At 59.6% G+C, this 18,250-nt stretch carries 17 protein-coding genes; 11 read left to right on the top strand and 6 right to left on the bottom strand.

The annotated features are described in order from the left end of the window. Nucleotides 1–85: 85 nt before the first annotated feature. Complete coding sequence (locus HBJ59_RS06365) at nucleotides 86–2,023, bottom strand: ATP-dependent DNA helicase RecQ (protein ID WP_167663027.1); 1,938 nt, start codon at nucleotides 2,021–2,023, stop codon at nucleotides 86–88. Between the two features lie 208 nt (nucleotides 2,024–2,231). Between HBJ59_RS06365 and HBJ59_RS06370 the strand changes: the two genes are divergently transcribed. The 4 genes from HBJ59_RS06370 (at nucleotide 2,232) to HBJ59_RS06385 (ending at nucleotide 4,527) form a co-directional block, all read left to right on the top strand. After that, nucleotides 2,232–2,402 (top strand): YhfG family protein, encoded by a 171-nt coding sequence (locus tag HBJ59_RS06370; RefSeq protein WP_076018177.1) that lies wholly within the window; start codon nucleotides 2,232–2,234, stop codon nucleotides 2,400–2,402. Further along, nucleotides 2,402–2,995, top strand: a complete 594-nt coding sequence (locus HBJ59_RS06375; RefSeq protein ID WP_076018178.1) for a putative adenosine monophosphate-protein transferase Fic — start codon at nucleotides 2,402–2,404, stop codon at nucleotides 2,993–2,995. The genes HBJ59_RS06370 and HBJ59_RS06375 overlap by 1 nt, the downstream gene beginning before the upstream one ends. Before the next feature lie 205 nt (nucleotides 2,996–3,200). Next, nucleotides 3,201–3,554 carry a DUF1493 family protein gene (locus HBJ59_RS06380; RefSeq protein ID WP_167663028.1) on the top strand — a complete coding sequence of 118 codons (354 nt, stop codon included), beginning with the start codon at nucleotides 3,201–3,203 and terminating at the stop codon, nucleotides 3,552–3,554. Nucleotides 3,555–3,675: 121 nt separating this feature from the next. Further along, on the top strand, nucleotides 3,676–4,527 hold the full coding sequence (locus HBJ59_RS06385; protein WP_076018180.1) for a DMT family transporter: 852 nt from the start codon (nucleotides 3,676–3,678) through the stop codon (nucleotides 4,525–4,527). Between the two features lie 57 nt (nucleotides 4,528–4,584). On the opposite strand, the gene HBJ59_RS06390 is transcribed toward HBJ59_RS06385, so the two are convergent. Both HBJ59_RS06390 and hslO read right to left on the bottom strand, forming a co-directional pair. Beyond that, nucleotides 4,585–6,126, bottom strand: a complete 1,542-nt coding sequence (locus HBJ59_RS06390) for a phosphoenolpyruvate carboxykinase (RefSeq protein ID WP_076018181.1) — start codon at nucleotides 6,124–6,126, stop codon at nucleotides 4,585–4,587. A gap of 179 nt (nucleotides 6,127–6,305) precedes the next feature. After that, nucleotides 6,306–7,208 (bottom strand): Hsp33 family molecular chaperone HslO, encoded by a 903-nt coding sequence (hslO, locus tag HBJ59_RS06395; RefSeq protein ID WP_076018182.1) that lies wholly within the window; start codon nucleotides 7,206–7,208, stop codon nucleotides 6,306–6,308. A gap of 125 nt (nucleotides 7,209–7,333) precedes the next feature. Here hslO and HBJ59_RS06400 point away from each other — a divergent pair, with 125 nt between their 5' ends. After that, entirely contained in the window at nucleotides 7,334–8,134 is an 801-nt protein-coding gene (locus HBJ59_RS06400) for a phosphatase PAP2 family protein (protein WP_167663029.1), read from the top strand. A gap of 41 nt (nucleotides 8,135–8,175) precedes the next feature. Here the strand turns inward: HBJ59_RS06400 and HBJ59_RS06405 are convergent, their stop codons facing one another. Continuing rightward, complete coding sequence (locus tag HBJ59_RS06405) at nucleotides 8,176–8,583, bottom strand: RNA-binding S4 domain-containing protein (protein ID WP_017478112.1); 408 nt, start codon at nucleotides 8,581–8,583, stop codon at nucleotides 8,176–8,178. A 116-nt stretch (nucleotides 8,584–8,699) separates the two neighbouring features. Between HBJ59_RS06405 and HBJ59_RS06410 the strand changes: the two genes are divergently transcribed. The 3 genes from HBJ59_RS06410 to rimK are packed head-to-tail and all read left to right on the top strand — an operon-like array spanning nucleotide 8,700 to nucleotide 10,880. Next, nucleotides 8,700–9,479 (top strand): EAL domain-containing protein, encoded by a 780-nt coding sequence (locus HBJ59_RS06410; protein ID WP_167663030.1) that lies wholly within the window; start codon nucleotides 8,700–8,702, stop codon nucleotides 9,477–9,479. 34 nt (nucleotides 9,480–9,513) lie between these two features. Further along, nucleotides 9,514–9,978 carry an ATP-dependent zinc protease gene (locus HBJ59_RS06415; protein WP_017478110.1) on the top strand — a complete coding sequence of 155 codons (465 nt, stop codon included), beginning with the start codon at nucleotides 9,514–9,516 and terminating at the stop codon, nucleotides 9,976–9,978. Next, on the top strand, nucleotides 9,975–10,880 hold the full coding sequence (gene rimK, locus HBJ59_RS06420; RefSeq protein WP_010214091.1) for a 30S ribosomal protein S6--L-glutamate ligase: 906 nt from the start codon (nucleotides 9,975–9,977) through the stop codon (nucleotides 10,878–10,880). Before HBJ59_RS06415 ends, rimK begins: the two co-directional genes overlap by 4 nt. 136 nt (nucleotides 10,881–11,016) lie before the next feature. On the opposite strand, the gene HBJ59_RS06425 is transcribed toward rimK, so the two are convergent. Beyond that, nucleotides 11,017–12,330, bottom strand: a complete 1,314-nt coding sequence (locus HBJ59_RS06425) for an ATP-binding protein (RefSeq protein ID WP_003213176.1) — start codon at nucleotides 12,328–12,330, stop codon at nucleotides 11,017–11,019. 116 nt (nucleotides 12,331–12,446) lie between these two features. Then, complete coding sequence (gene ompR, locus HBJ59_RS06430; protein WP_003213175.1) at nucleotides 12,447–13,187, bottom strand: two-component system response regulator OmpR; 741 nt, start codon at nucleotides 13,185–13,187, stop codon at nucleotides 12,447–12,449. A gap of 357 nt (nucleotides 13,188–13,544) precedes the next feature. Here ompR and HBJ59_RS06435 point away from each other — a divergent pair, with 357 nt between their 5' ends. The 3 genes from HBJ59_RS06435 to gshA all read left to right on the top strand — a co-directional run bounded on the left by HBJ59_RS06435 (nucleotide 13,545) and on the right by gshA (nucleotide 18,050). Continuing rightward, nucleotides 13,545–15,869 (top strand): Tex family protein, encoded by a 2,325-nt coding sequence (locus HBJ59_RS06435; RefSeq protein ID WP_167663031.1) that lies wholly within the window; start codon nucleotides 13,545–13,547, stop codon nucleotides 15,867–15,869. Next, complete coding sequence (locus HBJ59_RS06440) at nucleotides 15,869–16,252, top strand: PaaI family thioesterase (RefSeq protein ID WP_008435797.1); 384 nt, start codon at nucleotides 15,869–15,871, stop codon at nucleotides 16,250–16,252. Before HBJ59_RS06435 ends, HBJ59_RS06440 begins: the two co-directional genes overlap by 1 nt. A gap of 214 nt (nucleotides 16,253–16,466) precedes the next feature. Further along, a complete protein-coding gene (gshA, locus tag HBJ59_RS06445) occupies nucleotides 16,467–18,050 on the top strand; it encodes a glutamate--cysteine ligase (protein WP_167663032.1) in 1,584 nt (527 codons plus the stop codon). Nucleotides 18,051–18,250: the final 200 nt, after the last annotated feature.

The raw sequence follows: 18,250 nt of genomic DNA on the forward strand, positions 1-18,250 counted from the left end.
CATCAAACCTTCTCACCTGCGGGCAAAGCCTAGCTGTCGGCGGCGTCTGCCAATGGGTGGGAAATCACGACCCCAGGCCCGGAAATCAGAGCGCTTCCAAACCCGCCTCTGCCCACTCACGCACCTCAGCGTAGGGATACTCCTCCAGCACAGCAAAACCTGGAATCCCTTTCGCCTTCAATTTGGTAAACAAAGGCACGCTGATCCCGCCCAGAAACCGCGTCAAACGCTCAGCACCCGGCAGGTGTCCGTTGTATTCATGATGCCTGTGGATAAATTCACCGCACAGTGCCAGGAAGTTTGTATCCACAAGCGGCGGCAAGCTCGGCGGCGCCGGCAAGTGGGCGACGTTGCCGTGGCACACCGAGCAGTGCCCGCACTGCCGGGGCGCGTTTTCATCCCCGAAGTAATGCGCCAGGCGGTAACCCAGGCACTCCTCCGTCGCGAACAGATCCAGCATGGCGTGAATCCGCGCCACTTCCGTCACCTCATGCTGCTTGAAGCCTGTGTATAACTCCGTGCTCAGTACCTGTGGATCAAAGTCGGTATTCAGCAGGGCGTAGACCTCGGTCATCTGCTTGCTTTCCATCTCGATCAGGCCCTGCTCCTGGAAATAATCCAGGGCCTTCACCACACGATTGCGCTCGGCCTGATGCTGTTGATACAGCGCGTCGAAATCCACCGTCGCCCAGGTTTTTGCCCTTTTACAGACCTGGATGATCGCCGCGACAAACTGCTGCCGCTCACCGGAAAAGCGCGCCAGTAGTGCTTCAGGTTCAATCAGATACTTGAAGCGGTATTCGGCATAAAACGCATAGCGCGGCGCGATCACACCTTTGAGTTCAAGCTGCACCAGCAACGTCTTGAGCGGTAGCTCGCGGATGTTGCTGAGGTCCGAAAGTGAGCGGAGTAGAAACTCCCATTGCCCATCACCACGAGCGGCCTGTATTTCTTCCAGGACGCGGCGAATACCTTCCTGTTCCGGCGTGTCGCCGTACACAAAGTTTTCCAGGATATTCAGGCTGTCGCGGTTGGCCAAAACCAGACAGTCAGATGGCTGCCCGTCACGCCCGGCACGGCCGATTTCCTGGCTGTAGTTCTCGATGGATTTGGGCAGGTCGAAATGCACGACGTTACGGATATCGCTCTTGTCGATGCCCATGCCGAAGGCGATGGTAGCGACGATGCAATTGGATTGGCCGCCCATGAACCGCTTCTGAATGCCCTCGCGTTTATCGTGGGCCAAGCCCGCGTGATAAGCCTCGGCCTGGATGCCGTTGCGATTCAAATGCTCGGCAATGTGTTCAGCGGTTTTCTGCAGGGTGACGTAGACGATGCTCGGCTGATTGGCCCGCTCCTTCATCCATTCCACCAGGCGTCGGCGCTTGTCCTGGCCGCTGACCGGCTCCACCAGCAGGTTGAGGTTGGAGCGGTAGAAGCCGGTGGTGATCACATCGTCCGGTGCAATGGCGAACTTGGCCTGCATGTCAGCGATCACCTTGGGCGTCGCCGTGGCTGTCAACAGCAGCGCCTGGGGGATCCGGAACTCGCGCTGGTAGTCCGGCAGCTTCAAGTAGTCCGGACGGAAGTTATGGCCCCACTCGGAAATACAGTGGGCTTCGTCCACCACCAGCAGCGAGATCGGCACGCTTTGCAGGAAGTTGCGGAACCGCTCGTTCTTCAGGCGCTCCACGGAAACCATCAGGATTTTCAGCTCACCCGAACGCGCCCGAGCCATGACGTCATTGGCGTCATCGCGGCTCTGGGCCGAATCGATACTGCCTGCCGAGATACCGTGGCGCTGCAAGAAACCCAACTGGTCCTGCATCAACGCCAACAGCGGCGACACCACCAGCGTCAGGTGCGGGAGCAAGACGGCGGAAAGTTGATAGCACAAGGACTTGCCGGAACCGGTGGGGAAAATCGCCGCCGCCGAACGGCCGGCCAGCACGGCACTGATCGCCGCCTCCTGGCCCAAACGAAACTGTGGATAACCAAAGACCTGTTGGAGGGTGTTGTGCATAAGCTGTCACTCCATTGACCGCTGAACGAGCCCAAAACATAGACCAGCGCACTCAGCGAATCGAGAAAGGTCGCAATGAAAAAAGAGACAGGATGATACACAGCCTGGGCAATGGAGTAGGTACCAGTAGGAAACGTCCAACCTTAAGCAGGACGCATCTCGAAACCCATTGCGCTACAATCAACGCTTGCCATAAGAGGACGCTGTAATGAGCGAACTGACGTTTGAGCAAAAGCAGGATCACTACGACAAGATCCGCCGTTCCAACTACCTGGCCAGCCTGCGCCTGGAAGGGTTCGACACCCAGCCCGCCGATGTCGACAAACCCCTGCCGACCCGCGAAGCCGTCCTCGCCAAGTACCGCAACACCCCACGCTGATGCTCGACAAATATGGCGTGGGCCAGGACCCGTACTGCTACCCCGGTAGCAGCGTCCTGCGCAACCGCCTCGATTTGTTCGACGAAGAACGCCTGCACCAGGCCGAGCGGGAACTGTCTGAAATTGCCGTAGGCAGCCTTCCGCTGTATCCCCCGCCCTACGACCTTGAACGCCTGCAACACATCCACCGCACCCTGTTCGGGGACATCTACGAATGGGCCGGGGAACTGCGTACAGTCAACATCCAGAAAGGCGACACGCTGTTCTGCACGCCGGAGCGTATTCCCCCCGAGGCGGCCAAGATCATCCACCACATGGCGCAGGCTAACTGGTTTGTCGGGGTGACGCAGGCCGAGTTGGTGACGCAAATCGCCGAAGCTTATGGCGACCTCAACGTGATCCACCCGTTTCGCGAAGGGAACGGCCGGGCGCAGCGGATTCTGTTCGAACAAATCATCGTCAATGCCGGGTTTTCAGTGAATTGGTGGCTGGTGAAGAACGCGGCGTGGATACCGGCGAATATCGATGCGGTGGCGTGTGATTATCGGGGATTGGAGGCGATTTTTGAGCGGTGTATCAGTACCCCGCGCTAGTCCCTGATCGCTCCCTACGCGCGGGAACGATCTGAACGAATGTGGAGCTGGCTTGCCTGCGATAGCGGTGTGTCAGAAAACACTGCTGCCACTGACACACCGCCATCGCGGGCAAGCCCGGCTCCCACATTTGCCCAGTTTCGTTTGAAGGATCGCGGCACCATCGATAAAGTCAGTCGCCTCCACCAACTCTCGCGTAACCACCATGAACCTGGCCCCCAACTTTCCCGAAGACCTTGCCATGCAGCAGCTCCTGCAACTGCTGCATGAAGAAATTGGCTTGCCTGAACATAAGACGCTGCGCCTTGAAACCGCCATCAACCTCGACCTGGACTGCGACGGCGCTGAGGCCAATGAATTGATGGAAGCGCTGGAGCAAGGCTTCGCTGTCGACTTGAACGACTACGACGCTTATCGTTACTTCCAACCTCCCGTATTCGACGTCTTCCTGAAGCACAGGGCCAAAGGTCGCGGCGACAAAATCCCGCTGACCATCGGCATGCTTTACCTGGCCATCAAGGCCCAACGCTGGGACACGCAAACCCTGGAAAACCTGTAGGAGCGAGCTTGCTCGCGAAAAATTTGAGAGCGCCGCGTCAAACCTGGAAGCCCGCGTTATCGTTAACGACCTTCGCGAGCAAGCTCGCTCCTACAACTAAGGACCTTACATGGACGTACTAATGGGCCTGCTGGCCGCCCTGCTTTGGGGTGGCACGGACTTCCTCGTGGGCCTCAACGCCCGAGCCGTCGGCGTCAAACGCGCGGTGTACTTCGGCCAGGCCCTGGGCTTCCTGATCATGACCCTGCTGCTGGTCATATTCCCGGCCTTCCTCGTCAAATCCCTAGCAGCACCCTTGAGTGTCTGGCTCCTGGGCGCCGCAGCAGCCCTGCTGACCGTCTCCGGCGCCCTCGCACTGTCCAAGGCCTTCGCCCTTGGGAAAGCGGCCATCGTCGCGCCTCTGGTGACGTCCTACGGCGTGGTGACTACTTTGCTGTCATGGGCCAGCGGCGAACACATCAGCCTGATCCAACTCGGCTGCATCGCCTTGTGCGTGGTCGGGGTGATCCTCTCCAGCATCCACAAGGACAACGGGGTCCCTCACAACAGCTCCACTCGCTCGATCGCCTACGCGATGCTCGCGGCACTTCTTTACGGCACCAGCTTCTGGATGCAAGGCCGCTACACGCTGCCGACACTCGGCCCGGTCACGATGCTTTGGCTTGGTTATCTAGTCGGTTTGTGTGTACTGGTGCTGATGGTGCTTAAAGTCAAAGACGGCCTGAAAATCCCACCGCTGAAAAACTGCGCAACGCTGACCGGCGCGAGCCTGATGAACCTCGGCGGGTTTTCGGCGTTCTCGTGGGGCGCAATGGCTGGGTCGGTTTCGGTAGTGACCGTGATCAGTACCTTGTCCGGCGGGATCGCCGCGATTCTGGGGTTTGTATTTTTCAAGGAACGACTGTCGGCAGTGCAAGTTACCGGTGTTGTGCTGGTGTTGGTCGGAGCCGTGGTTTTGCACCTCGTCGACTAATCCCTCGCCCACAAAAAAGCCGCCCACAAAGGGCGGCCTTTTCACAACGGCCGAATCTTACAACTTCGGACCCGCAGCCTTGATCGCATCGCTCACTTCAAACTTCTTGAAGTTCTCAATGAACAGACCCGCCAGCGCCTTCGCCGCTTCATCATAAGCAGCTTTGTCAGCCCAGGTGTTACGTGGGTTCAACAGGCCGGTATCAACACCCGGCACAGCCAACGGCACGTCCAGATTGATGGTGTCGAGGTGTTCGGTCTCGGCACCAATCAACGCACCGCTCTGGATTGCTGCAATCACGCCACGGGTAGTCGGGATGTTGAAGCGCTTGCCAACGCCGTAGCCACCGCCGGTCCAGCCGGTGTTGACCAGGTAGACCTTGGAGCCGAAGCCGCGGATGCGCTTGATCAGCAGCTCTGCGTATTCGCCGGCCGGGCGCGGGAAGAACGGTGCGCCGAAGCAGGTGGAGAAGGTCGACTTGATGCCGGAGCCCGAGCCCATTTCGGTCGAGCCAACCAGTGCGGTGTAGCCGGACAGGAAGTGGTAGGCCGCTTGTTCTTCGCTGAGGATCGAGACTGGCGGCAGTACGCCGGTCAGGTCGCAGGTCAGGAAGATCACCGCGTTTGGCTCGCCACCGAGGTTTTGCTCGGAGCGCTTGGCAACGTGTTCCAGCGGGTAGGCGGCGCGGCTGTTCTGGGTCAGGCTGACGTCAGCGTAGTCAGCGTGCTTGGCGTCGTCGATCACGACGTTTTCCAGCACGGCGCCGTGCTTGATGGCTTTCCAGATAACCGGCTCGTTCTTCTCGGACAGGTCAATGCACTTGGCATAGCAACCGCCTTCGATGTTGAACACAACACCTTCGCCCCAGCCGTGTTCGTCGTCACCAATCAGGTAACGGCTTTCGTCGGCGGACAGGGTGGTTTTACCCGTGCCGGACAGGCCGAAGAACAAGGTCACGTCGCCTGCTTCGCCGATGTTGGCTGCGCAGTGCATCGGCAGTACATCGGAGGCTGGCAGCAGGAAGTTCTGCACCGAGAACATGGCTTTTTTCATCTCACCGGCGTAACGCATGCCAGCGATCAACACTTTTTTCTGGGCGAAGTTGAGGATCACGCAACCGTCGGAGTTGGTGCCGTCACGCTCTGGCACGCATTCGAAGTTGGCCACGTTGAGCACTTGCCACTCTTCACGACCGGCCGGGTTGTACTGGGCCGGGTTGATGAACAGGCAACGACCGAACAGGTTCTGCCAGGCAGTCTGGGTGGTCATTTTCACGGCCAGGTAGTGGTCTTCTGCAGCCCCTACGTGAACGTGGGAAACGAAATGCTCTTGCGCGTTGTTGAATGCCTCGACGCGAGCCCACAGGGCATCGAACTTGTCGGCCGGGAACTTGCGGTTGATCGGGCCCCAGGCAATGGCAGCCTGGGTGGAAGGCTCTTCAACGATGAAGCGGTCGACCGGAGAACGGCCGGTACGATGACCGGTTTCTACGACCAGCGCGCCAGTATCGGCAAGCACGCCTTCACCGCGCTGCAGGGCTTCTTTGACCAGATCGTCAACACTCAGGTCAGTGTATACGGCGTTATTGGCTTGCGTCATGAGGTTCCCCGTCGGCCTATGGCCGAGTGCTCCAAACGTTTTGTAGTAGAAAGTTGCGCACTACTACCGCGAAAAAAGTGGGCCGGATTATGCCAGAAAAGCCCAAAAAGAGTAGGGCCCTCCGGTCAGAACGGCGGAAATCCGGCGTTTGTCAGGTGATTTACCTGTGCTTAAACGTTTTAGTGGCGGGTGCCTGAAGGGGTGTCTACGCCGGCGCCGGCGAATAATTGAGCGATATCGGCGGCGTCGAACAGGTAGCGCTGGTTGCAGAACTGGCAGTCGATCTCGATGTTGCCACCGTGTTCCACCACCAGATCCTGCGCATCTTCCAGGCCCAGGCTGACCAGGGCAGTGGCCGAGCGCTCGCGGGAGCAGCTGCAGTGGAAACGCAACGATTGCACGTCGAACAGGCGTACGGCTTCTTCGTGGTAGAGGCGGTGCAGGATGGTTTCGTTGTCCAGGCCCAGCAGTTCTTCGGTTTTCAACGTGCCGGCCAGGGCGGTGATGTGTGCCCAGCTTTCGGCGCGGTCTTCTTCATCCTTGATGCGGTCGGCCGGCAGTTGTTGCAGCAGCAGGCCACGGGCGCGCTTACCGTCGGCGTTGAGCCAGAAGCGGGTGCCCACTTGCTGGGACATCACGAAATAGTTGGTGAAGCAGTCAGACAGGGTTTCGCCGTCGAGGTCGACAATGCCCTGATAACGCTGGCCGACAGTCGGGTCGACGGTCAGCGCCAGTACGCCGTCAGGCATCAGGTCGGCCAGTGTTGCATCGGCGGCGATCCGATCGGCGTCGTAGCGGGCCAGGCCACGGATTTCGCGGGCGCTGGAGCATTCGATCATCAACAGCGGGATCGGGCCTTCGGAACGGGCCTGCAGGATCAGCAAACCATCGAATTTAAGGGTGCCTACCAGCAGCGAGGCAGCCGCCATCAATTCGCCGAGCAATTGCGCAACCGGCTCCGGATAGGGGTGCTTGGCAAGGACTTCGGCGTAGCTGCGCTCCAGGGCGACCAGTTCGCCGCGGGCGTCGCTGTCGTCGAAGATGAAGCGTTGGGTGAAGTCGGTATCCGGTAGATCAGTCATAGGTCTGGGTATCTGAATTGATGACAAAAAGATGACAACGTTTATAGAATTACACGCTTTAGCACCGTTTTGGTGCGGCCTTCTACGGAAAAACGAAGCGCTTTAAAGCAAAGAGGAAACAGTTTATGAACAATCCGGGTTTGTTCCAAGCCAAGTGGAACCTCGGGCGATTGGCCCTGTGCAATTTATTCGCTGTGGGGCTGCTGTGTTTTTGGCTCTGGCCAGCGGGCCAGGCGCTCTGTGTGGTTTTCGACGAGTGGCTGTTTCATCTGCTTAACGACCCCTTGGCAAGCAGCTCGGCGTGGCTGCATGTGTGGGCGGTAGCCAGTTTGCGACCGTTTGACGCGGTGGTCGGGGTGATTCTGCTCGCACTGTTGATCCGCGGCGACTGGGTGTTCAAGGCGATGCAGGTGCGCCAGGCGTTTTTCGGATTCCTGGGCATTCTGCTGCTGTTGCTGTTTATCCGCATGCTGTTTTCCAAGCTCGCGGCCCAGATGGGCTGGCAACACCATAGCCCGTCGATGGTGATCAGCGGGGCGATTCAGATGAGCGACTATTTCCCGGGCCTTGAGAAGACGTGGGAATTGAAGGACCGCTCCAGCCAGAGTTTCCCGGGGGATCACGCGTCGGTGTTGTTGATCTGGGGGATGTTTATGACGGTGTTTGCCAAACGTATCAGCCAGATTGTGGTGATTTGGGGGCTGGCGCTGCTGTTCATGATGCCTCGGCTGGTGGCCGGCGCGCATTGGGGGCAGGACGATTACATCGGCGGGGTGTTGCTGGCGCTGTTGGCGTTGGGTTGGGGTTACTACACGCCGTTTGCGGCGAGGTTTTCCGGTGGATTGGTGCGGGTGACGACGCCGCTGCTGGATTGGTTTCAGCGGGTACCGTTGGTCAATCGCTTGAGCGTTATCCGCAGCGTTTGAGTTGAAGTTGCAGGAGCCGCCTGGCTCCTGCGGTTTTCCGGTTAATCATCATTGCCACTGCCGCGAAACTTGAACAGGTCGCGCCGCTGTTTCTTGCTCGGCTTGCCGTCGGTGGTCATGCCCAAGGAGCCAGCCTTGCGCATGGCCGCCGCGTTTTCGCGCTTGGCGATGCTGGCTTCGGTTTCGGTATACAACGCCTGCGCCTCGGGAGCGCCCTTTCGCACAATTGAAAGCGCCTGGACCACGACGGTTCGCTCATCAAAACCGGCACGAATCTGGAACTCATCGCCAATGCGCGGCTCCTTGCCGGGCTTGCAACGCTCACCGCGCCAATGCACCTTGCCACTCTCGATCGCCGCCTTGGCCAAGGCGCGGGTCTTGAAGAACCGTGCCGCCCACAACCACTTGTCCAAACGAACTTTTTCTTCCTCTTCCTGCTTCTGAGCCACTTGAATTCCTCGCTCTGAAAAATGTCGCAACTTTACCGTTGAAGCCCTTCAACGCATAAACCCTTGAGCTCACCTAAGATACGCCAGGTAGCATCCTGTTTTCGCGAGGTTAACGTGTGACCGACTTTCCTGTTTCACTCACCTCACCCAAACAGGGCTGTGCGGGTTGCCAGCAAAGTGAACCGCTGGGCTTTGAGTTTGCCTTTGCGTATCAGCCTATCGTGGACCTGCGGGACCAGTCGATCTTTGCCCATGAAGCCTTGGTGCGGGGCGTCAATGGCGAGGGGGCGCTGTCGGTGCTGGATCAGGTCAGCGACAGCAATCGCTACCGTTTCGACCAGCAATGCCGCACCAAGGCGATCGCCACTGCCTCGACACTGGGCATGCAGACCTACCTTTCAATCAACTTCATGCCCAACGCGGTCTACCGGCCAGAACTGTGCATTCGCAGCACGCTGGAAGCGGCCCGTGAGCATAATTTTCCGCTGGATCGGCTGATTTTCGAAACACTGGAAAGCGAGCACGTAGATAACTATCGCCATTTGACGAATATTCTGCGTGAATACCGCGAATTCGGCTTCAAGACCGCCATCGACGATTTCGGTGCGGGGTATTCGGGGCTGAATCTGCTGGCTGATTTCCAACCCGACTTGATCAAACTCGACATGGCATTGATCCGCGATGTCGACAGTGATCGTGTCCGTCAGGTGATCGTCCGGGGGATTGTCACAATCTGTGAGCAGTTGGGCGTTACTGTCATCGCCGAGGGCATCGAAAGTGCCGGTGAGCGGGACTTTCTCGCCGACTGCGGAATATTCCTGATGCAAGGCTACTGGTTCGCCAAGCCTGCATTCAAAGCCCTGGCCGAGGTATCACCCGACGCCTGGGCGAATTAATTGCTGGTTATTCATATTGAAGACATTTGACCATTTGACCGTTGTGGGTCTGCGTGAGTGGGTGGCACTTCCCGACCTGGGAGTGGCTGGCCTGCGCGCCAAGATCGACACCGGCGCCAGTACCTCAAGCCTGCATGCCACCGAAATCGAGCCGTTTGAGCGCGACGGTGCAAAGTGGGTACGCTTTACCGCGCACTTGGGCAGCGTGGTGCAGTTGCGTCACCGGCGCTGTGAAGCGCCGCTGGTGGCGATGAAAACCATTAAAAGCTCCAACGGCCAAGCCCAGGTGCGATACGTGATCAGCACCACCCTGGCCCTGGGCGATCGGGTATGGCGGGTAGAATTCACCCTCGCCTGCCGCAAAGCGATGCGGTATCGCCTGTTGCTGGGTTCCAAGGCGCTGATTGACGGCCAACTGGTGGTCAACCCCGGCCTCAAATACGTTCAAGACAAGCCGGTGTTCCCGGTCTCTACTACCTCTGCCACAGGTGTTGCATGAAGATCGCTGTGCTGTCGCGTAACCCGCGTCTGTATTCCACCCGTCGTCTGGTCGAGGCCGGCACCGAACGTGGCCATGAGATGGTTGTGATCGATACGTTGCGCGCCTATATGAACATTGCCAGTCATAAGCCGCAGATCCACTACCGGGGCAAACCGCTGGAAGGCTTCGATGCGGTGATCCCGCGTATCGGTGCTTCGGTGACGTTCTATGGCTGCGCAGTACTGCGCCAGTTTGAAATGATGGGGGTGTTCCCCCTGAATGAATCCGTGGCCATCGCCCGTTCGCGGGACAAGCTGCGCTCGCTGCAGCTGCTGTCGCGTCGTGGCATTGGTTTGCCGGTGACCGGGTTTGCGCACTCCCCGGATGACATTCCCGACCTGATCGACATGGTCAATGGCGCGCCGCTGGTGATCAAGGTGCTGGAAGGCACCCAGGGCATCGGCGTGGTGCTGTGTGAAACCGCGACAGCGGCCGAGTCAGTGATCGAGGCGTTCATGGGCCTCAAGCAGAACATCATGGTGCAGGAGTACATCAAGGAAGCCGGCGGTGCAGATATCCGCTGCTTCGTGGTGGGCGACAAGGTGATTGCCGCGATGAAGCGCCAGGCCAAGCCGGGTGAGTTTCGCTCCAACCTGCACCGTGGCGGCAGCGCCAGCCTGATCAAGATCACCCCGGAAGAACGCATGACGGCCCTGCGGGCGGCCAAGGTCATGGGGTTGAGTGTGGCGGGCGTGGATATCTTGCGTTCCAACCACGGGCCGCTGGTGATGGAGGTGAACTCCTCACCAGGTCTGGAAGGAATTGAAACCACCACCGGCAAGGACGTGGCGGGGATCATCATTCAGCATCTGGAGAAGAATGGTGGGCCGAATATGACGCGCACCAAGGGCAAGGGTTAACAACAAGCATCAAGGCAACGCAGAACGAATGTGGGAGCGGGCTTGCTCGCGAAAGCGGTGTTTCAGTCACGGGTATATTGACTGATCCACCGCCTTCGCGAGCAAGCCCGCTCCCACATTTGCTATTCGTTGCTGGTTAGACCGCGTCTCTAGGCAACATAAGCCCCAACGGCAAACGCACTCGCGCTTCCAGGCCGCCGTCCGGCCGGTTACGCAATTCGACATTGCCGCCATGCATCGAAGCAATCCGTCGCACAATCGCCAGCCCCAGGCCCGTACCTTTGCCACCTCGGGCACGATCGCCACGGGTGAACGGGTTGAAGATGCCTTCCAGCTCTGCCGGATCGATCCCGGCGCCACGGTCCATGACACTCAGCACCACGTAAGGCGCACTGGTATCCCCGGAGACATACGCCGCCACTTCCACATCGGAACCGGCGTGATGCAGGGCGTTGCCAATCAGGTTGTTCAGCAAGCGCTTCATCGATACCCGACGCAACGCAAACGGCTGGATCGGCTCCAGGCGCATGCGCACCTGCTCGCCGTTCTGGTTGTAGGGCGCCACCACCTCACGTACCAGGTCCGTCAGGTCGACTTCTTCCACTACCTCGTCGCGACCGTCGCGGATAAACGCGAGGAACTGGTCGAGAATCGCGTCCATGTCCTCGATATCGCGGACCATATCGTCGGTAAGGTCGGTGTGGTTGCCCATCAGTTCCAGGGAAAGCCGCAAACGCGTCAATGGCGTGCGCAGGTCATGGGACACCCCCGCCAACATCAGCTCGCGCTCGCGCCCCGCCTGTTCGACATCCTCGGCCATCTGGTTGAACGCGCTGTACACCTCGGTCATTTCACTCGGCGTGTCGCTGATGGGCAGCCGCACGCTACGGCCCTGACCGAGCTGGCGTGCAGCAAACACCAGGCGTTTGAGCGGCTGGTTGAGCTGGCGCACGAAAATCCAGGCAGACGCGGTGGAAAGCAAACCAATTGCCAGGAACCAGCCCAGCACGTTCCAGATCTTCTGCCCACGCAGTGGATGCGGGTACAGCGGTACTTTCAGCCAGTCCTCGCCCAGGCTGGGGGCCCGCACCCACAGCGCCGGCGACACATGCATGCGCAGCCGTACCTCGGTGTCTTCACCCAGTTCGGCCTGCATCTGTCTTTGGTAGATTTCACTGTAGGGCCAATGTTGCTCGCCCTCGGGCACGCCCGCGCCTGCGACCCGGACCAGGGTGGCAGCCTTGGCGATCTTCTCGCGGTTCTCGGGGTCTGCGGCCCAATAGGCGCGCAAGGTCAGGGCGACACCGTGGCTGTACTGCCGGTCCACCAGCACGTCTTCGTTCATCAACAGATAAACCAGTGTCAGGGCCTTGGAAAAGAGTACGACGATGAGCACCAGCCAAAGGGTGCGTGAGAAAAAACTTTGGGGGAACCACAACGGGGTTTTCATAAAAGACAGCTAGACACCTTGCAGGAGCGAGCGAGGCTCGCAGAATTGCAAACGCCGGGCAACCGGCTGACTCTTATCGAGTCAACACCGGCAAGCCCGCTTCTGCAAATCATCGGTCACTTGGTTGCAGTGCCATCCGGCACAAACACGTAACCCACGCCCCACACCGTCTGGATATAACGCGGCTTGGATGGATCGGGTTCGATCATCCGGCGCAGACGGGATATCTGTACGTCGATGGAGCGCTCCAGGGCGTCCCACTCGCGGCCACGGGCCAGGTTCATCAGCTTGTCACGGGTCAGCGGCTGGCGAGCGTTCATCACCAGTGCCTTGAGCACGGCGAATTCGCCGGTGGTCAGCATGTGCACTTCATCGCCACGCTTGAGCTCACGGGTGGCCAGCGACAGCTCGTAGTCACCGAAGGTCACGCTTTCGTCTTCGCTGCCTGGGGCACCCGGTACCGGGGCGGCCTGGCGACGCAGTACGGCCTTGACCCGCGCCATCAGCTCATCCGGGTTGAACGGCTTGGCCAGGTAATCGTCAGCGCCCAGTTCCAGGCCCTTGATACGGCTCAGCTCATCGCCCTTGGCGGTCAGCATGATGATCGGGATCTGATTGTTGGCGCCGCGCAGGCGTTTGCAGGCGGTCAGGCCGTCTTCGCCGGGCAGCATCAGGTCCAGAACCACCAGGTTGAAGACTTCACGTCCCAACAGGCGGTCCATCTGTTCGGTGTTTGGCACCGCGCGTGCGCGATAGCCCTTGGAGTTGAAGAAACGCTCCAGCAGGCTGCTTAGCCCCGGATCGTCATCAACGATGAGAATTTTTTCGCCTTCAGCAGTTTGTGCAGTGCTGCTCATTAGATGCTCCTCTTATCTCGGCGCGCATTATGGCGTAGCTGCCGTTATACGCACCGTGTGCATTGTTAGCAGATTTTTCCTCTACCGCCAGCTAACCCGCGCCCTACAACCTTGGCCGCAATCCCCCCAAGGGCGGAACGCTGGTTATAATGCGGCGCCTTTGTGCAGGGCAACGTCAGTTCGTTACCGTTTACTGCCAGGGGATTTTTTTCACCCGCTTGTAGTGATTTTTTCGATTTCGAGGGTCAATAGGCTGCCTCTTGACCCAGGCAGCGGCGCCAGTCGGGCCGCTCAACCAGCCTCGCAAGCCTTGTTTTCCGGGCCTGCGAGCCTGCTTTCAGAATTTCAGGTGGTTTTATGGACAGCATCAACAGCCGCATCGCCGAGGAACTCGGTGTACGCCCACAACAGGTCGAAGCGGCCGTCGCTCTACTGGATGAAGGCTCCACAGTGCCCTTCATCGCCCGTTACCGTAAAGAAGTCACCGGCAGCCTCGATGATATCCAGTTGCGGCATCTGGAAGAGCGCCTGCGCTACCTGCGAGAACTCGACGAACGGCGTATCAGCATCCTCGCCAGCATCGAAGAGCAAGGCAAGCTGACCCCGCAACTGGAACGCGACATCAAGCTCGCCGACACCAAGACCCGCCTCGAAGACTTGTACCTGCCGTACAAACAGAAGCGCCGCACCAAGGGCCAGATCGCCCTGGAAGCCGGCCTCGGCGAGTTGGCCGACGGTCTGTTCAACGATCCGTCCCTGGCTCCGGAAAGCGAAGCTGCACGTTTTATCGATGCCGAAAAAGGCGTCGCCGACGTCAAGGCTGCCCTCGAAGGCGCCAAGTACATCCTCATGGAGCGCTTCGCCGAAGACGCCAACCTGCTGGAAAAACTGCGCAATTACCTGAAGCAGGAAGCCACCCTCAGTGCCCGCGTGATCGCCGGCAAGGAAGAGGAAGGCGCCAAGTTCCGCGATTACTTCGAACACGACGAGCCGCTGAAAAGCATGCCGTCCCACCGCGCCCTCGCGATTTTCCGCGGTCGCAACGAAGGCATCCTGAGCTCCGCGCTGAAAGTCGGCGACGAGCTGCCAGGCACCATGCACCCGTGCGAAGGCATGATCGGTCAACAATTCGGCATCCAGAATCAGAATCGTCCTGCGGACAAGTGGCTCAGTGAAGTCGTGCGCTGGACCTGGAAGGTCAAGCTCTACACCCACCTGGAAACCGACCTGCTGGGCGAGCTGCGCGACGGCGCCGAGACTGAAGCCATCAGCGTTTTCGCCCACAACCTGCACGACCTGCTGCTGGCCGCGCCAGCCGGCCCGCGTGCCACCCTGGGCCTCGACCCGGGCCTGCGTACCGGCTGCAAGGTTGCCGTGGTCGACGCCACCGGCAAGATGCTCGACCACGCCACGGTTTACCCGCATGTGCCGCACAACAAGTGGGACCAGACCATCGCCATCCTCGCGGCCCTGTGCGCCAAGCACTCGGTGGACCTGATCGCCATCGGCAACGGCACCGCCAGCCGCGAAACCGACAAGCTGGCTGCCGAGCTGATCAAAAAATACCCAGGCATGCAGATGACCAAGGTAATGGTCTCCGAGGCCGGCGCCTCGGTGTATTCCGCGTCTGAGCTGGCTTCCAAGGAATTCCCGGACCTCGACGTGTCGATCCGTGGCGCAGTATCCATCGCTCGCCGCCTGCAAGATCCACTGGCCGAACTGGTGAAGATCGATCCGAAATCCATCGGCGTCGGCCAGTACCAGCACGACGTGTCGCAGCTGAAACTGGCACGCGGCCTGGATGCAGTAGTGGAAGACTGCGTGAACAAGGTCGGCGTGGATGTGAATACCGCCTCCGTTGCGCTGTTGGCCCGGATCTCCGGCCTCAACGCTACCCTGGCACAAAACATCGTGACCCACCGCGATGAAAACGGTGCGTTCAAGACCCGTGCAGCGCTGAAAAAGGTCGCACGCCTTGGCGAAAAAACCTTCGAACAAGCCGCCGGCTTCCTGCGCGTCATGAACGGTGACAACCCGCTGGATTCCTCGGCCGTCCACCCGGAAGCCTACCCGCTGGTGCAACGCATTGCCGCTGAAACCGACCGTGACATCCGCTCGCTGATCGGCGACGCCGCGTTCCTCAAGCGCCTGGACCCGAAAAAGTACACCGACGAAACCTTCGGCGTACCGACCATCACCGACATCCTGCAAGAGCTGGAAAAACCTGGCCGAGACCCGCGTCCCGAGTTCAAGACCGCCGAGTTCCAGGAAGGCGTCGAAGACCTCAAGGACCTGCAACTGGGGATGATCCTCGAGGGCGTAGTCACCAACGTGACCAACTTCGGCGCGTTTGTGGATATCGGCGTGCATCAGGACGGTTTGGTGCACATCTCTGCACTTTCGGAGAAGTTCATCAAGGACCCGCGCGAAGCGGTGAAAGCCGGTGACGTGGTCAAGGTCAAGGTCATGGAAGTCGACATCCCGCGCAAACGCGTCGGCCTGTCGATGCGCATGAGCGACACCCCGGGCGAAAAAATCGACGGTGCCCGTGGCGCACGCCTTGGCTCGGCGCCACGCCAGTCCCAAGGCAGCGCACCCCGCAAGGAAACCGCTGCGCCAGCCCCGGCCAATAACGCCATGGCTTCGCTGTTCGCCAATGCCAAACAACTGAAGAAACGTTAATGGAACTGCCAGCCGGTTTGACCCACAGCGCTTTCAGCGAACTCATTGGCTGCCGCCTGCAACGCCTGGAAACCGGTGTTGCCGAGGTGGCCATGACCCTGGAACCGCAACTGCGCAACCGCGCTGGCAAGCTCCATGGCGGGGCGATCTTCAGCCTGGTGGACATTGCCATGGGGCTGGCCTGTTCCAGCTCCCATGGTTTCGACCAGCAAAGCGCGACCATCGAATGCAAGATCAACTACATCCGCGCCGTTTCCGACGGCGACGTGCTATGCACTGCCCGGGTGATTCACCCCGGTCGGCGCACGCTGGTGGTCGAGGCGGACGTGTACCAGGACGAAAAACTGGTCGCAAAAGCACAAGGCACCTTCGCTGTCCTATAGCTCCCTGTCATCGATTTGAGTTAATTTCGGCGCTGCGAAAGTTGCGCCGAACTTTTCCTCGTGCGCGATAGCCAGATTCAGGGACGAAGGCGGCTCTTTCAGAGTGGGTCAATCCGGCTCAAAAACCAGGCGATAACGCCAGTTTCCACTTCACCCTTGTAGACCGTCCTGCCCACCCCCATATTGGGGCGACTGACGCGTGAAGGAATCCAACTTGAGCGAACTTCTCAACCGCCGCCTGGCCCTGCTCGGCAAGCACGAACACCTCTCTTTGCTCGAGCAATGCCTGCACGGCATCGAGCGTGAATGCCTGCGCGTCACCGGTGAAGGCCGACTGGCACAAACGCCGCATCCCGAGGCCTTGGGCGCTGCACTGACCCACGAACAAATCACCACCGACTATTCCGAGTCGCTGCTTGAGTTCATCACCCCGGCGTTGCCCAACCCGGCCGATACCCTGAGCAGCCTCGACAAGATCCACCGTTTTGCCTACAGCAAGCTCGGCAACGAGTACCTGTGGAGTCCATCGATGCCGTGCCCGTTGCCGGCCGAGGAAGATATTCCGATTGCCTACTACGGCACCTCCAACATCGGACAGCTCAAGTACGTATATCGCAAGGGCCTGGCCCTGCGGTACGGCAAGACCATGCAGTGCATCGCCGGGATCCACTACAACTTCTCCCTGCCGGAAGCGTTGTGGCCGCTGCTCAAGCAAGCCGAAGGCTTTGTAGGTACCGACCGCGACTACCAGTCCACGGCTTATATCGCGCTGATCCGTAACTTCCGCCGCTACAGCTGGCTGCTGATGTACCTGTTCGGCGCGTCGCCGGCCCTGGACGCGGGTTTCCTGCGCGGTCGCTCGCACCAGCTGGAAGTGCTGGACGCCGACACTCTGTACCTGCCGTACGCCACCAGCCTGCGCATGAGCGACCTGGGTTACCAGAGCAACGCCCAGGCCGGCCTGACGCCGTGCTACAACGACCTGGCGAGCTACACCGACAGCCTGCGCGAAGCGGTGGCAACGCCCTACGCGCCGTACGTCGAAGTCGGCACCCATAAGGACGGTGAGTGGGTGCAGCTCAACACCAACATCCTGCAGATCGAAAACGAGTACTACTCCAACATCCGGCCCAAGCGCGTGACCTACACCGGCGAACGGCCGATCCAGGCGTTGATGGCTCGTGGCATTCAGTACATCGAAGTGCGCTGCCTGGACATCAACCCGTTCCTGCCGATGGGCATCGACTTGCAAGAGTCGCGCTTCCTCGACGCGTTCCTGCTGTATTGCGCCTTGAATGACAGCCCGCTGTTCGCTGATAACGAGTGCGGCAACGCCAGCTCAAACTTCCTCAGCGTGGTCAAGGAAGGTCGCCGTCCGGGCCTGCAATTGCAGCGCCGTGGCGAATCGGTGGACATGAAGGAATGGGCCGCCGAGTTGCTGGAGCAGATTGCTCCGCTGGCAGCCTTGCTGGATCAGAGCCAGGGCATCAATGAACACAGCCAGGCACTGGACGCCCAGTTGGCGAAGGTCAAGGATTCGTCCCTGACCCCGTCGGCCCAGGTGCTGGCGGCGATGAGCGAGCGTAAAGAGAGCTTTGCGCAGTTCTCGCTGCATCAGAGCCAGGTGCACGCCGAACACTTCCGCAGCGAGCCGTTGAAGGCTGAGGAACAGGCGCGTTTTGAAGAGCTGGCGCGTAATTCGCTGGCGCAGCAGTCGGAGCTGGAGCAGAACGAAGTGGGCGATTTTGACGTGTTTGTCGGGTCGTACCAGGCGAGTATCCTCGCCATCAGCAACTAGCCAGTCGCAACCTACTGTAGGAGCGAGCTTGCTCGCGAAAAACCTGAGAACAACGCGTTCACCCAGACAGCACGCGTTATCGTTGACGTTTTTCGCGAGCAAGCTCGCTCCTACATAATAAGCTAATTCGAAAATGTTATTTATTTTCGGATTCTTAGATCATTTAGTCTTCTCACACGCCGACCTCCGGCCGCCTGATG

Source organism: Pseudomonas sp. AN3A02, assembly GCF_011765255.1.
Lineage (GTDB): Bacteria > Pseudomonadota > Gammaproteobacteria > Pseudomonadales > Pseudomonadaceae > Aquipseudomonas.

What these genes read in the sequence shown, in the direction of transcription:
- HBJ59_RS06425 (WP_003213176.1), bottom strand. Translation starts at nt 12,330, where the DNA reads ATGAAAACCCCGTTGTGGTTCCCCCAAAGTTTTTTCTCACGCACCCTT.
- ompR (WP_003213175.1), bottom strand. Translation starts at nt 13,187, where the DNA reads ATGAGCAGCACTGCACAAACTGCTGAAGGCGAAAAAATTCTCATCGTT.
- HBJ59_RS06380 (WP_167663028.1), top strand. Translation starts at nt 3,201, where the DNA reads ATGAACCTGGCCCCCAACTTTCCCGAAGACCTTGCCATGCAGCAGCTC.
- HBJ59_RS06370 (WP_076018177.1), top strand. Translation starts at nt 2,232, where the DNA reads ATGAGCGAACTGACGTTTGAGCAAAAGCAGGATCACTACGACAAGATC.
- HBJ59_RS06375 (WP_076018178.1), top strand. Translation starts at nt 2,402, where the DNA reads ATGCTCGACAAATATGGCGTGGGCCAGGACCCGTACTGCTACCCCGGT.
- HBJ59_RS06365 (WP_167663027.1), bottom strand. Translation starts at nt 2,023, where the DNA reads ATGCACAACACCCTCCAACAGGTCTTTGGTTATCCACAGTTTCGTTTG.
- rimK (WP_010214091.1), top strand. Translation starts at nt 9,975, where the DNA reads ATGAAGATCGCTGTGCTGTCGCGTAACCCGCGTCTGTATTCCACCCGT.
- HBJ59_RS06390 (WP_076018181.1), bottom strand. Translation starts at nt 6,126, where the DNA reads ATGACGCAAGCCAATAACGCCGTATACACTGACCTGAGTGTTGACGAT.
- HBJ59_RS06435 (WP_167663031.1), top strand. Translation starts at nt 13,545, where the DNA reads ATGGACAGCATCAACAGCCGCATCGCCGAGGAACTCGGTGTACGCCCA.
- HBJ59_RS06385 (WP_076018180.1), top strand. Translation starts at nt 3,676, where the DNA reads ATGGGCCTGCTGGCCGCCCTGCTTTGGGGTGGCACGGACTTCCTCGTG.
- HBJ59_RS06440 (WP_008435797.1), top strand. Translation starts at nt 15,869, where the DNA reads ATGGAACTGCCAGCCGGTTTGACCCACAGCGCTTTCAGCGAACTCATT.
- hslO (WP_076018182.1), bottom strand. Translation starts at nt 7,208, where the DNA reads ATGACTGATCTACCGGATACCGACTTCACCCAACGCTTCATCTTCGAC.
- HBJ59_RS06400 (WP_167663029.1), top strand. Translation starts at nt 7,334, where the DNA reads ATGAACAATCCGGGTTTGTTCCAAGCCAAGTGGAACCTCGGGCGATTG.